Source organism: Haloarcula amylovorans (assembly GCF_004681185.1).
Lineage (GTDB): Archaea > Halobacteriota > Halobacteria > Halobacteriales > Haloarculaceae > Haloarcula > Haloarcula amylovorans.
Map to the genome: position 1 here is coordinate 705,977 of NZ_SRIF01000002.1, position 12,314 is coordinate 718,290.

The 12,314-nt window shown below is 63.2% G+C and carries 10 protein-coding genes; 6 read left to right on the forward strand and 4 right to left on the reverse strand.

What is annotated here, in order from left to right:
* Positions 1-36: 36 nt before the first annotated feature.
* Positions 37-1,272, reverse strand: a complete 1,236-nt coding sequence (locus tag E4S61_RS10805; protein ID WP_135303943.1) for a mandelate racemase/muconate lactonizing enzyme family protein — start codon at positions 1,270-1,272, stop codon at positions 37-39.
* A 189-nt stretch (positions 1,273-1,461) separates the two neighbouring features.
* Entirely contained in the window at positions 1,462-2,325 is an 864-nt protein-coding gene (locus tag E4S61_RS10810) for a fumarylacetoacetate hydrolase family protein (RefSeq protein ID WP_135303944.1), read from the reverse strand.
* A gap of 99 nt (positions 2,326-2,424) precedes the next feature.
* Between E4S61_RS10810 and xacF (E4S61_RS10815) the strand changes: the two genes are divergently transcribed.
* Positions 2,425-3,867 carry a 2,5-dioxovalerate dehydrogenase gene (xacF, locus tag E4S61_RS10815; RefSeq protein ID WP_135303945.1) on the forward strand — a complete coding sequence of 481 codons (1,443 nt, stop codon included), beginning with the start codon at positions 2,425-2,427 and terminating at the stop codon, positions 3,865-3,867.
* Between the two features lie 837 nt (positions 3,868-4,704).
* Here the strand turns inward: xacF (E4S61_RS10815) and E4S61_RS10820 are convergent.
* Complete coding sequence (locus tag E4S61_RS10820; protein WP_135303946.1) at positions 4,705-5,958, reverse strand: saccharopine dehydrogenase family protein; 1,254 nt, start codon at positions 5,956-5,958, stop codon at positions 4,705-4,707.
* A gap of 116 nt (positions 5,959-6,074) precedes the next feature.
* Here E4S61_RS10820 and E4S61_RS10825 point away from each other — a divergent pair, with 116 nt between their 5' ends.
* Positions 6,075-6,503 (forward strand): universal stress protein, encoded by a 429-nt coding sequence (locus tag E4S61_RS10825; protein WP_135303947.1) that lies wholly within the window; start codon positions 6,075-6,077, stop codon positions 6,501-6,503.
* 60 nt (positions 6,504-6,563) lie between these two features.
* On the opposite strand, the gene E4S61_RS10830 is transcribed toward E4S61_RS10825, so the two are convergent.
* The gene (locus E4S61_RS10830; protein ID WP_135303948.1) at positions 6,564-8,201 is read right to left on the reverse strand and encodes a BCCT family transporter; all 1,638 of its coding nucleotides are present in this window, start codon (positions 8,199-8,201) and stop codon (positions 6,564-6,566) included.
* 337 nt (positions 8,202-8,538) lie between these two features.
* Here E4S61_RS10830 and E4S61_RS10835 point away from each other — a divergent pair, with 337 nt between their 5' ends.
* From E4S61_RS10835 to xacF (E4S61_RS10850), 4 genes are all read left to right on the forward strand, one after another.
* Entirely contained in the window at positions 8,539-8,955 is a 417-nt protein-coding gene (locus E4S61_RS10835; protein ID WP_135303949.1) for an EamA family transporter, read from the forward strand.
* Positions 8,956-8,999: 44 nt separating this feature from the next.
* Positions 9,000-9,347, forward strand: coding sequence for a hypothetical protein (locus E4S61_RS10840; RefSeq protein WP_135303950.1), 348 nt, complete (start codon positions 9,000-9,002; stop codon positions 9,345-9,347).
* 247 nt (positions 9,348-9,594) lie between these two features.
* On the forward strand, positions 9,595-10,758 hold the full coding sequence (locus E4S61_RS10845; protein ID WP_135303951.1) for an MFS transporter: 1,164 nt from the start codon (positions 9,595-9,597) through the stop codon (positions 10,756-10,758).
* Positions 10,759-10,834: 76 nt separating this feature from the next.
* Positions 10,835-12,286, forward strand: coding sequence for a 2,5-dioxovalerate dehydrogenase (xacF, locus tag E4S61_RS10850; protein ID WP_135303952.1), 1,452 nt, complete (start codon positions 10,835-10,837; stop codon positions 12,284-12,286).
* The last annotated feature ends 28 nt before the right edge of the window (positions 12,287-12,314 follow it).

Sequence of the window (12,314 nt, forward strand, 5' to 3'; positions counted from 1 at the left end):
GCAACCGCCCTCGGCGAGGGACGTCGTTGTGAGCTATTAGGCTTCGTCGAACAGTTCCTGTCCCTCGACGAGATGTGCTTCGACGGCGTCTAAGTCGAGCGTCACGCCGAGCCCGGGCGCTTCGGGGATTTGCAGGCGACCGTCTTCGATGAGGTCGTCCTCTTCGACTAAGTCCTCCCACCAGCCGAGCTCGTAGGAGTGATACTCCAGCGCGAGCGCGTTGGGAATCGCCGCGCCGACGTGGGCCGACGCGAGCGTCCCGATGGGCGAGGAGACGTTGTGCATCGCCACCGGGAGGTAGAACATGTCCGCGAGCGTGGCGATCTTCGCCGACTCGCGCATCCCGCCGACCTTCGGCACGTCCGGCGCGATGATGTCCACCGCGTCGTCCGTGATGAGCTGGCGCTGGCCGTGCGTTCGGTAGACGTTCTCGCCGGCAGCGATGGGCGTCCCCGTCGACTGTGTCACGTCGCGCTGAACGTCGTGGTTCTCCGGCGGCACGGGGTCTTCGAGCCACCACACGTCGTACGGTTCGAGAGCTTCCGCGAGTCGCTTCGCGCTCCCGCTGCCGAACGCCCAGTGGCAGTCGAAGGCGGCGTCGGCTTTGTCACCTACTCGCTCGGTGACCCGTTCGACGATCTCGGCCTTGTGGTCGATCTCGGGCTTGCGAAGGTGGCGGTTCGCGCGGTCCTTCTCGTGGCCCGAGGGGACGTCAAGGTCGAACTTCAGGGCGTCGTACCCCAGTTCGTCGACGACCCGTTCGGCCTCGTCGGCACACGCGACCGGATCGGCTTCGTCCTCGGTGTGACAGTCACAGTAGACGCGGACGGCGTCGCGGTACTTCCCGCCCAGCAGCTGGTAGGCAGGCACGTCCAGTACCTTCCCGGCGGCGTCGTGTAGCGCGAGTTCGATGCCCGAGATGGCGGCGATGTCCTTACCCGCGACCGACCCCTCGCCGGACATCTTCTGGACCATGTGCTCGTACAGACGGTCGATGTCAAGCGGGTTCTCGCCGACGACGAACGGCTTCAGCCGTTCGATTATCTCGGGGAGCGCGCCGCCCCAGTAGGCCTCACCGTTGCCGACGACGCCCGCGTCCGTGTAAACGCGGACGAGCGTCCACGGGTAGTTGCCGTCGACGATGACTGTCTGTACGTCGGTAATCTCGACATCGCGCCTCTCGCCGCGGGACTCCGTGAGTCCCATCGTCTCCCCCGAGAGGTCGCGCATCGTGTACTCTGCGTTGGGGTCACGCAAATCTGCGTAGTTCATGCGACACGCTGACCTGAACGTCCATCATAAAAAACGTTTCTGGGATGTTACCTCTGTTCGGTGCGACCGGCCCGGATAGTCGACACTCACGACGGGCACGCCGGTCGCTGTCACGTGGTCAGTCCGCGCCGTGAGACGGGACGTACCCGCATCGCAGACACAGCCCCCGTCTACGCGCGTCGCAGGACCTCAAACGGTCGTCACCGAGTTGCGTAGCGTTCCGATCCCCTCGATGTCGATGTCGATCTGGTCGTCGTCCTGTAGCGTGAATCCCTCGTCGGGGACCAGCGACGTCCCGGTGAGCAAGACGGCGAGTTCGGGGACGCTATTGTGCGCGGTGTAACACGACACCAGTTCCTCGCAGTCCCGAACCATCTCGCTCGTGTTCGTCTCGCCGCTGTAGACACAGTCGCCGTCGCGGTGGATCGACATCGAGAGCGTCAGCGAGTGGGGGTCTTCGATGTCGGTTACGACGCTGGGACCAAGCGAACAGCAGCGGTCGTACACCTTCGCCTGTGGGAGATAGAGGGGGTTTTGCCCCTCGATAGAGCGACTGCTCATGTCGTTGCCGATGGTGTAGCCCACCGTCTCGCCCTCGTAGAGGACGATGCCAAGCTCGGGTTCCGGAACGTCCCACTCGGAATCTTCTCGGATGCCGACCCGTTCGCCCGGCCCGACCGTCCGACTCGGCGTCGCCTTGAAGAATACCTCGGGGCGTTCCGCGTCGTAGACGTTCAGATACATATCGGGCGTGTCGCTCTCCTGTCGCCGAGCCTCCTCGCTTATCTGGTAGGTCACGCCGGCGGCCCACACCTCGTCCGCGGTGACGGGGACGGTGTGATTCGCCTCGACGCGCTCGCGCGTGATCTCGTTGTCCTCACGAACGTGCCGAGCGGCGAGGTCGTCCGGGAGCATTCCCGCGACGCTCGCCGCACTAGCGAGGTCCCGAAACGAGCGGAGCTGCGCCTTTGCCGCGGTCAGGTCGTACAGCCCGCGCTCTGTCGAGACGACTAACCGACCGGTGTCGTCGCCGCCTAGCTGGTAGTACTGCATACAGCGAGAGAACGATTAATAGTTAAAATATGTTTGGGTATCGGATACTGCCTGACCAAAACACTTGTATAGTAGTTTCGACAACTCTCTCGATACGTGATGGCGTATCAGAACTTCATCGGCGGAGAGTGGCGCGACTCGGCATCGGGCGAGACGATTGCGAGTCGGAACCCAGCCGCGCCGGACGAGGTAGTCGGGGAAGTTCCCCAGTCGACGGCAGCCGACGCGACGGCGGCAGTGGACGCGGCGGCGGCCGCAAGCGAGGAGTGGGCGGCAACCCCCGGCCCGGAACGCGGCGCAATCATCCGCGAGGCGGGGAATCTGCTCGATACTCGGCGAGAGGATATTACGGAAACGCTCGTCCGCGAGGAGGGCAAGACGTGGTCGGAGGCCACGGGCGAACTGCAGCGCGCGGTCGACATCTTTCACTACTACGCCAGCAAGGCCGCCGACATCGGCGGCGAGGTGAGAGCCAGCAGCGCCCGGGAGCGGTACCTCTACGTCGACCGCGAACCCGTCGGCGTCGTCTCGGCGATCACGCCGTGGAACTACCCGATCGCCATCCCGGCCTGGAAACTCGCGCCTGCGCTTGCCACCGGCAACACCGCCACCCTGAAACCGGCGACGGCGGGCGCGGTCACGGCCATCGAGCTCGTCCGTGTTCTCGACGACGCCGGACTCCCCGACGGCGTCTGCAACCTCGTCACCGGCCCGGGCGACACCGTCGGCGACGTACTCACGACCGACGACCGGGTGGACGCCGTCTCCTTCACTGGTAGCGAAGCCGTCGGCGACATCGTCTATCAGGCCGCCGCACCGGACCAGAAGCGCGTCCAACTGGAGATGGGTGGGAAGAACCCCACCGTCGTCATGCCCAGCGCCGATATCGACGAAGCGACCGACATCGTCGGCAGCGGCGCGTTCGGGACGACCGGCCAGTCCTGTACCGCATGTTCGAGAGCCGTCGTCCACGAGGACATCCACGACGAATTCGTGGACGCTATCGTCGCGTACGCCGAGTCGCTCTCGATCGGTCCCGGCATCGACGACCCCGATATGGGACCGCACGTCAGCGAGGCCGAACTGGCGGGCACGCTCGACTACGTCGAGATCGCACAGAACGAAGGCGCGACGCTCGAAACGGGTGGAAACCGACTTGACGACGAGCTGGCCGATGGCTACTTCGTCGAGCCGACGGTCTTCGCCGACGTCGAGCCGGACATGCGAATCGCTCAGGAGGAGGTGTTCGGCCCAATTCTCTCTGTCATATCCGTCGGGAGCTTCGAAGAGGCGCTCGACGTCGCCAACGGTGTGACACAGGGACTCTCCGCCAGCGTCGTCACCGACGACCTGCGGGAGGCGCATCGATTCGTTCGCGAGGTCGATGCTGGCGTCGTCAAGACCAACGAGAAGACGACCGGACTCGAACTGCACGTCCCCTTCGGTGGGATGAAGGCGTCGTCCAGTGAGACCTACCGAGAGCAAGGTGATGCGGGCCTCGACTTCTATACCATCAGCAAGACGGTTTATCTGAACTACTGACCGGAGTCGAGATACTCGCCGAACGCCGCTCTCCCCCTCTCGTCAGCGGTTCGCGTTCTTGCTCCATCTCGTACGCTGACCATTTAGACGCGTTACCGAAACTGGCGTTCACTTTCAGAGCGGTGGTTTCTGTAGAATGGAAAATGCGTTCCAAATAGCTGAACGATAGAAATAACAAAAGTACCCTAATTATGCGCAATTCGTGGGCGTAGTTCACACGCGCCATAGCCAACCTACCGCTAGAAAACCGCACTTTCGAAGAATCGGCGAATATGACGACGACGGAGACCGATCGTCTGATAGTTTGGAACTATGTCCTACAATGCTGAACAGAGGTTTTGATAACGTATAGACTGTGTTTGCTCACGTGAACACGCTGTGGCGCGTTGTCTGAGAATTCCGGATTGCACGGACGAGATGGCTCTCTCGATGGAATTGTAGTCCTTTGGCTGACGTATACGGAGGTTCCGTAAGTCTTACTCGTACTGTACTCGCATTTCGTCAAATATAAGATCATATACTCTTATTTAGATGATAGATATCACTCATATATCGTTCATATCTGATATAACTACCCATATATGCTATTTTAGCAAACAATTACGATAATCTGGGGATACTAGTGCAATTATGAGTACAAATATTTCATAGATATACACATATACTTCCAGAACTCTACATCTACGGCCAGATTCGATCAAGGTTAATCCGAAGCGATGAGACGAACGAGAGAACAAATGAGGCGAACGATACCTGCCGTGATCTAGGAGAAAGCGGGAGCCACCGCACTGTACCGCTCCAAGAGTTCGGGTGTCGTGCTACGCGCGCGTCGGTTACTCAGTCTTGTGCCGCGATAGCCGATTCACGTCCAGGCGTCTGTTCTTCGACGAGGGAGAATCCGCGAGATTCCATCTCCTCGAAGTACCGATGCGCGTCGAGGCCGCTGGTCTCGGTGATGAAGATACCGTCCTCCTCGACGGCACCATCAGCCATCAACTGGAGCGTCACGGACAGCGGGACACCGACGTAACAGCCATACTCGCGCATCAGCGTGATGTCGTTGCCGTCGAAGAATGGGAACGGCTGTTCGAAGTGGAGGACGGTCCGGTCCGCGCTCCCGTCGGCGCTGCCGGTCACCTCCGCGGAGAGAATCGTCTGGGGCGTCCACTCTGTCTCCGGCGAGAGCTCGCTCGGCGGTCGCCATTCGGACTCGCCCGCCTTGCCCTCGGCCTTTATCTGTTCCTGCATCACCTCAACTGGGTCTGCTGTCTCGTCCCCGACGGCGACGCCGTCGGAGTCGAACGCGTCCGCGGCGTGGAGGGTGCGCTCGTACTGCTTCCACTCGTCGTGCCACGCGCCGCGGGTGATGATCGTGTCGACGTCCTTCTCCTGTGCGATGGGCGCTTCGGGGAACGTGATGGGTTCGGGGTGGGAGATGACGTACGTCGACTCCTCGCCGATGGGCTCTGGGAACTCGAAGGTGCGCTGTTCGCTGAACGCGGGCAGGTCGTCGATGACCTCGCCGTCGACCCACTTCGCTCGTTCGTCGACGTTCGGGTCGTGTTCGTACGTGACCGTATCCGTCAGGCCGGGTGTCGTCTGGGTGAGCAGTCGCCACATCCCCCAGTAGAAGTTGACGTCTTCGACGTCGTCGAGCGTCTCGCAGGCGACCATCCCGAGCGCGATAGTGCTTACGAGACCGCCGTTGGCGAACCACAGCGAGTTGCCCGCCTCGGCGAAGTCCTCGGAGCGGTCGAGGACGTCGTCGAAGTCGAAGGCGTTCAGGTCGACACCGGTCAGGTCACCGACTGCTTCCATCGCGTCGAGGACGTTCTCCTCGAACTGGTAGGGGAGGCCGTTCACCACGTAGTCGGCGTCTTCCAGCACGCGGGCAATATCGTCGGCGTCCGTCGCATCGACTGGTTCGAACCGGAACCGGTCGTCGTCGAGCGTCTCGACGAGTCGGCGCGCGTTCTCCTCGTCGGCGTCGGCGACGACGATCTCGTCGAAGTCGCTCGTCTTGTGGAGGTCATAGACACAGCCCGACGTCATCGCGCCGGAACCACCGAGTACCACAGTCTTGTCACTCATAGCTCATAGTGTACATTTCGACCCACCATCTTAAAGTTAGGGTTGCACCGTCGCGGTGCCCGTGGCGAGTCGGCCCGTCCCGAACGCTTTTGCCGGTCTGTGCCGAGACAACGACTATGCCGATACTGGCAGCGATAGACGACTCGGAGCGAGCAGCAACAGTACTCGACGAGGCCCACGAACTCGCGGCGGACCTCGGGACCGACGTTCACGCACTCCACGTCGTGAAACGGTCGGAGTTGGTCTCGCTCGTCGAGACTGACGTCGAACAACAGAACCCGGCCGAGAACTACGAGGTCCAAGAGGCCGGGCGTGACCTCGTCGAACGCGTGACCGACGAGACGACGGCAGCGAAGACGACAGTGACCGTCAGAGTCGGCGACCCGGCCGAGGAGATCGCCGACCATGCAGACGAGATCGACGCGCGCTACGTCGTCGTCGGCGGGCGGAAACGCTCACCGACCGGCAAGGCCCTGTTCGGCAGCGTCACGCAGAAGGTCCTGTTCGACTCACCGGTTCCGGTTCTCAACGTTCTCTTCGAGTAGCGCCGGACGCGGTCGCAAAATCGGTCTTCGAGATAGTTCGACAGCGACGCAACGACCGATTCAGTCGTCCGCGTCGCCGCGGAGGGGGCGACGGTTGGCGACGTACCCAGCAACCGTCTGTGAGTCGGTGTCGTCAGTGTCGTCGCCGTATCGCTCGGTCAGGAGCACGGGGCTGACCTGTTCCAGTTCGAGAATCATTCCGACGACACACAGCGCGATGACGAACGCGATGGGCAGCCCCAGCAAGACGACGAGGTCCTGCAGGGCGCTGACGCCGCCGGTGATGAGCAGCAGCGACGTGAGGAACCCGACCAGCACGCCCCAGGTGACGCGGTTTATCGTCGAGGGGTTCGAGTCGCCGCCGGTCGTGAACATCGCCAGACTCAGCGTCGTCGAGTCGACCGTCGTGATGAGGAACGTGAGCACCAGCAGCAGATAGGCGGCCGAAAACAGGTTTCCGAAGGGAACGAGCGATTCGAACAGCGGGAATCCAGCGACGGACATCCCCTGTTCGGACATGACCGAGAGCAAGTCGGCCCGATCGGTCTGCTGGGCCCACAGCGAGGAGCCGCCCATGACGACGAACCACGGGAACGACGCCGCGGACGTCCCGACCAGTCCGGCAAAGACGACCTGTCGCACCGTGCGGCCGCGACAGATTCGCGCGATGAAGATCCCGATCATCGGCGCGAAGGAGAACCACCACGCCCAGTAGAAGACGGTCCAGCCGCCGACCCACGAGACGTCGTTGGCGGCATTCATGTAGAGGCTCATCGAGACGAAGTCGTTGAGATACCCCCCGAGCGCCTGCGTTCCTGCGGTCAGTAGGTACGCCGTCGGTCCGAAGACGAACATCAAGAAGAGCAACAGCCCGAACAGGTACATGTTGAAGTTCGAGATGCGACGGATGCCCTTCTTCACGCCCAGCGCCGCCGAGATGGTGAACCCGACGGTGAGCCCGACCGTAACCAGGAGCGTCCCGAGGTTCCCGACTTCGACGCCGTAGTTGTAGCCCATCCCCGAGAGGAACTGGGTCACGACGAAACCGAGCGAGACGGCGACGCCACCGACGGAGACGACGACCATCCCGATGTCGAGCGGTTTCACCCACCACCGGTCGAGGTTGCCGACGCCGATGAAGGGGGCGAACACCGTCGAGGGCTTGATTGGGGCGTTCTTCCGGTGAACGTAGTAGGAGATGGTGATACCGACGACGAGGTAGGCCGACCACGGCGAGATGCCCCAGTGCAACAGCGTATACTGGATGGCGTCGGGCACCGCCGCCGCGCTCTCCGCGCTCGACCCGAAGAAGGGCATACCGGAGCTGTAGTGATACAGCGCTTCGGCGGGTCCGTAGAAGACCAGTCCCGTCGAGAGACCGGCCGAGAACAGCATCGCCAGCATCGAGAAGTACGAGAACTCCGGGTCCTCGTCGGGGCCGCCGAACTTGATACTCCCCCACGGGCCGACCAGCAACCACACGCAGAACACGACGGCGAGGAACATCGCCCACATGTAGATCCAGCCGAGCTCCCGCCAGAGCCACTCGTTCCACGTCGTCAACGCCTTGCCCGCCGCCGTGGGCCGCGCGGCGATGAGACCGATGGCGAGAATCGTCAGTATCGCGCCGCCGACGAACACCGGGAGCTCGATTTCGTCACGGAACGAGGCGAGCGCACCCTTCGATTCCCCGCTCATTCTTGCCTCGACTTGGCGGCCGAGCGACACTCGAACGTGATGCGGGCGGCCCACCGGTCGTTGGCCCGACGCCGAGAGCGATACACCGTCGTTTTCGACGGCCACACCGACCGGCCATGGCTGCCACTCTTTCCAGTGACGTCGCCTATCATGGTTCTGCCTAAACGTACACGGTTAACCATACATAAAAATTTGCTTCCCGACCGAGCGGCCGCTGCGCTCGTCGCCGGCTAGTTTTATCAGGCCCGGCCGCCACCATCACGTATGAGCGGGCAGCGCACGCTTCGACGGTATCGTCTGCAGAGCCAGTCGTTCCGACCGGCGGGAGGTCGGTAGCATGGTCACGAACCAGTCCATCCTCTTTGCGGTGGCCGCGATGTTCCTCTATGCCGGGTGGGCACTGCTGGCGAAGTTCGCCACGCAGCGGATTCCCGTCGGACAGGCGGTCGCGGTGACATACGTCGCCGGACTGGTCGCCGTCGGTGGCTACTTCCTCCTCGTCGGGGGGGACCTCTCGGGGTCCACGGTCGGGATCAGCTACGGGCTGTTGAGCGGCCTGTTCCTCGGCTGCGGGACGCTCGCGTACTACGCGGCGCTGAACAGCGGGTCGGCGGCCATCGCCACCAGCGTCAGCGGGATGTACCTCCTCGTGACCTCCGTGCTCGCCATCCTCTTTCTGGACGAGACGCTCACGTCCATCGAACTGGCCGGGCTGGGCTTCGCCGTCGTCGCCGTCGTCCTCCTCTCGCAGTAGCGGGGAGCCGAACTTTCATTGTGATGGCCGACCGATTCGCTCGTATGTCCGAGGACTCAACGAGCGACGACCGCGGCGACGTCCCGCCGTGGTGGGAAGAGAGTGTCGAGATTCGCGAGGAACTCGACCTCCCGGGATACGACGCCCCGAAGTTCGAGGACGGCGTCTACGTCCACACCGTCGTCGAGAAACTCGAATCGCGCTACGACTGTCAGATACAGTTCGTCGACCCCTCGCCCTCGGAGGTGAGCCGCTGGGAGATCCGTGTCGACGGCCAGCCGATCGATACCGTGTTCCGGACCCGCGACGTCGACGCCAACACCGTCTTTCAGGTCGACGCCGACGAGTTCGAGACCATCGTCGCGGACGCGGAGATCACGTCCCGGGATTGAGCAGTCCGTTCCCTCGGCAGTTTTATCTACCAGTCCCGTCCACGTGTCAGTGTGCTCCAACACGAGTGCCCAGAGTGTAGCCATCGGTTGGAATCGTCACGGCGCGGCCCGTGTCCTGGCTGCGGTCACGCCCCGCGGTACGAGTCCGACTGAGCGGTTGCGATAGCGTATCGTGAGCCGATAGCCAAACGACTCCCGGGTGCAGTCCGCTCTCGGGTAGCGGTGCGAACACGGTCGCAGAATCCAGATGTTAGAGACGTTTCGCAATCACAGCGGCAGACAGCTGAACGTTCACGCGCTCGGAATCGTCGTCTCCCTCGCGGGCGTCCTCGTCGTTGCGCCCATGCTTCCGGAGATAATCGACTACTTCGACATCACCTCGGCAGCGGCCGGTCTCTCCATCTCGTTCATGTGGGCGTGCAACGCACTGGCGCAGTATCCTGGCGGTCGCTACGCCGACCGGCTGTCCTCGGGACTCGTCCTCCTCATCAGTCAGGGCGTGATGCTCGGCGGCTTCCTCCTGCTCGCGGTCTCGAAGTCGTTCCCGACGTTCGTCGTCGGTCTCGGCCTCGTCGGTGCGGGTTACGGCCTGTTCGAACCGGCCGGGTTCGTCCTCCTCCAGTCTCTCTTCGAAGAGAACCGCGGTCGAGCGTTCGGTATCAGGGACGCGGCGGTCAACCTGGGGAGCGCGCTGTCGGCGCTGCTGGCCGTCGCCGTCGTCGGGGCCGCGACGTGGCGCGACGCCTTCGTCCCCGTCATCCTGTTGCTCGGCGTCCTGACGGTCGGGAACCACCGACTCAACTGCCGTCCGTACGCCGTCTCGACCGTGACGCTCGACCTGCGGACGGTTTCCGCTCGACTGTTCCAGTCCCGACAGACCTACGCCGTCTTGCTCGTGATGTCCGTCTCGATGTTTCTCTGGCAGGGGAGCGCGAGTTTCCTCCCGACATATCTGCAGGCCGAGAAGGCGTTCACCTCCTTCGAGGCCACCGTCGCGTTCTCGCTCGTCTTCGTCGTCGGGATGGTCGCCACGCCGGTGGCCGGCGTTCTCAGCGACCGCTTTCGGCCCACCAACGTCGGCCTCGGGGCGATAGGGACCGGTGCCTTCGGCCTCCTCACGCTGGTCACTGCGGAGTCGCTTCGCTGGATCGGGGTCGGCCTGTTCGCGTTCTCGGTCGGCCTGACGACGATCTGGCCCATCATGTACGTCTATCTCTCGGACGTGCTCGCAGAAGAGACGATGGGCGGCGATCTCGGCGCGCTTCGAACGGTGTACTTCGCCGTCGGCAGCCTCGGTCCCGCCTACGTCGGCACCGTCGCCACACGGTTCGGCTACTCGACGGCGTTCGCGAGCCTGCTCGGCTGTTTCGTGCTCACGGGGCTGCCGTTACTCTGGCTCGCGCGGGACTGACTTCAGCCGGGCTTCTCGTCCGATCGACTGCCCTCTCCCAAACAATTAACCGACTAGATTGCGACGTTCGCGCTGTATGCCGACCGAGCACGAGAACTACTGCAACGGAGAATGGGTCGCATCGGAGTCCGGCGAGACATTCGCCGTCACGAACCCGGCCGACGAAACCGATGTCGTCGGCCGCCTCCAGTACTCCACCGAGAGCGACACGACGTGGGCCATCGAAGCGGCAGCGGATGCCCAAGACGAGTGGGCCGCCGTTCCAGGCCCCGAGCGAGGGCGAATCCTCCGCGACGCTGGCTCCATCGCGGCCGACCGAAAGGACGAACTGACCGAGACGCTCGTCCGCGAGGAGGGCAAGACCCGAAGCGAGGCCAGCGGCGAGGTCCAGCGAGCCATCGACATCCTGTTCTACTACGCGGAGAAGGCCCGCGACCACGGCGGCGATGTCAAACCGTCGAGTTCGTCCAGCGGCGAGATTCGGACGAAGACCGAACCGGTCGGCGTCGCCGGCCTCATCACGCCGTGGAACTACCCCATCGCCATCCCGGCCTGGAAACTCGCCCCGGCGTTGGCTACCGGCAACACCGCCGTCGTGAAACCGGCCTCGGAAGCTCCCATCAGCGCGAAGAAACTGATCGAGTGTCTGGACGAGGCGGGACTGCCCCCCGGCGTCGTCAACTTCGTCACCGGCTCCGGTAGCACTGTCGGCGGCGCGCTCGCCACTCATGATGCCGTCGACGTTGTCTCCTTCACTGGGAGTTCGGGTACGGGCGACATCGTCTATCAGGACGCCGCTGACGATCAAAAGCGTGTCCAGTTAGAGATGGGCGGAAAGAACCCTACCGTCGTCATGCCCAGCGCCGACGTCGACGACGCCGTCGATATCGTCGGTAGCGGCGCGTTCGGAACGACCGGTCAGTCCTGTACCGCGTGTTCCCGCGCCATCGTTCACGAGGCTGTCCGCGACGAGTTTCTCACTGGCATCGTCGCGTACGCCGAGAACCTCGACGTCGGACCGGGACTGGACGACCCCGGCATGGGCCCGCACGTCAGCGAGGGAGAACTGGAGAGCACGCTCGACTACGTCGAGATCGCACAGAACGAAGGCGCGACGCTCGAAACGGGCGGGTCGACCCTCGACGGCGGCGTGTTCGACGGTGGCCACTACGTCGAACCGACTGTCTTCGCCGACGTCGAGTCGGACATGCGAATCGCTCAGGAGGAGGTCTTCGGCCCGGTTCTGAGCGTCCTGACGGTCGGTGACTTCGAAGAGGCCGTCGCGGTGGCCAACGACACGAAGTACGGCCTCTCGGCCAGCATCGTCAGCGAGAACGCGAACGAGATCGACGCGTTCGTCGACGAGGTGGACGCGGGCGTCGTGAAGGTCAACGAGAAGACGACGGGACTCGAGCTCCACGTCCCCTTCGGCGGGATGAAAGCGTCCTCGAACGAACTGTACCGCGAACAGGGCGACGCCGGTCTGGAGTTCTACACGACGACGAAGACTGTCTACCGGAACCGCTGAACCGCGTCGTCGGTCGTCTGTCCCACAT

What these genes read in the sequence shown, in the direction of transcription:
- E4S61_RS10845 (WP_135303951.1), top strand. Translation starts at nt 9,595, where the DNA reads ATGTTAGAGACGTTTCGCAATCACAGCGGCAGACAGCTGAACGTTCAC.
- E4S61_RS10825 (WP_135303947.1), top strand. Translation starts at nt 6,075, where the DNA reads ATGCCGATACTGGCAGCGATAGACGACTCGGAGCGAGCAGCAACAGTA.
- E4S61_RS10820 (WP_135303946.1), bottom strand. Translation starts at nt 5,958, where the DNA reads ATGAGTGACAAGACTGTGGTACTCGGTGGTTCCGGCGCGATGACGTCG.
- E4S61_RS10840 (WP_135303950.1), top strand. Translation starts at nt 9,000, where the DNA reads ATGTCCGAGGACTCAACGAGCGACGACCGCGGCGACGTCCCGCCGTGG.
- xacF (WP_135303952.1), top strand. Translation starts at nt 10,835, where the DNA reads ATGCCGACCGAGCACGAGAACTACTGCAACGGAGAATGGGTCGCATCG.
- E4S61_RS10830 (WP_135303948.1), bottom strand. Translation starts at nt 8,201, where the DNA reads ATGAGCGGGGAATCGAAGGGTGCGCTCGCCTCGTTCCGTGACGAAATC.
- xacF (WP_135303945.1), top strand. Translation starts at nt 2,425, where the DNA reads ATGGCGTATCAGAACTTCATCGGCGGAGAGTGGCGCGACTCGGCATCG.
- E4S61_RS10810 (WP_135303944.1), bottom strand. Translation starts at nt 2,325, where the DNA reads ATGCAGTACTACCAGCTAGGCGGCGACGACACCGGTCGGTTAGTCGTC.
- E4S61_RS10835 (WP_135303949.1), top strand. Translation starts at nt 8,539, where the DNA reads ATGGTCACGAACCAGTCCATCCTCTTTGCGGTGGCCGCGATGTTCCTC.
- E4S61_RS10805 (WP_135303943.1), bottom strand. Translation starts at nt 1,272, where the DNA reads ATGAACTACGCAGATTTGCGTGACCCCAACGCAGAGTACACGATGCGC.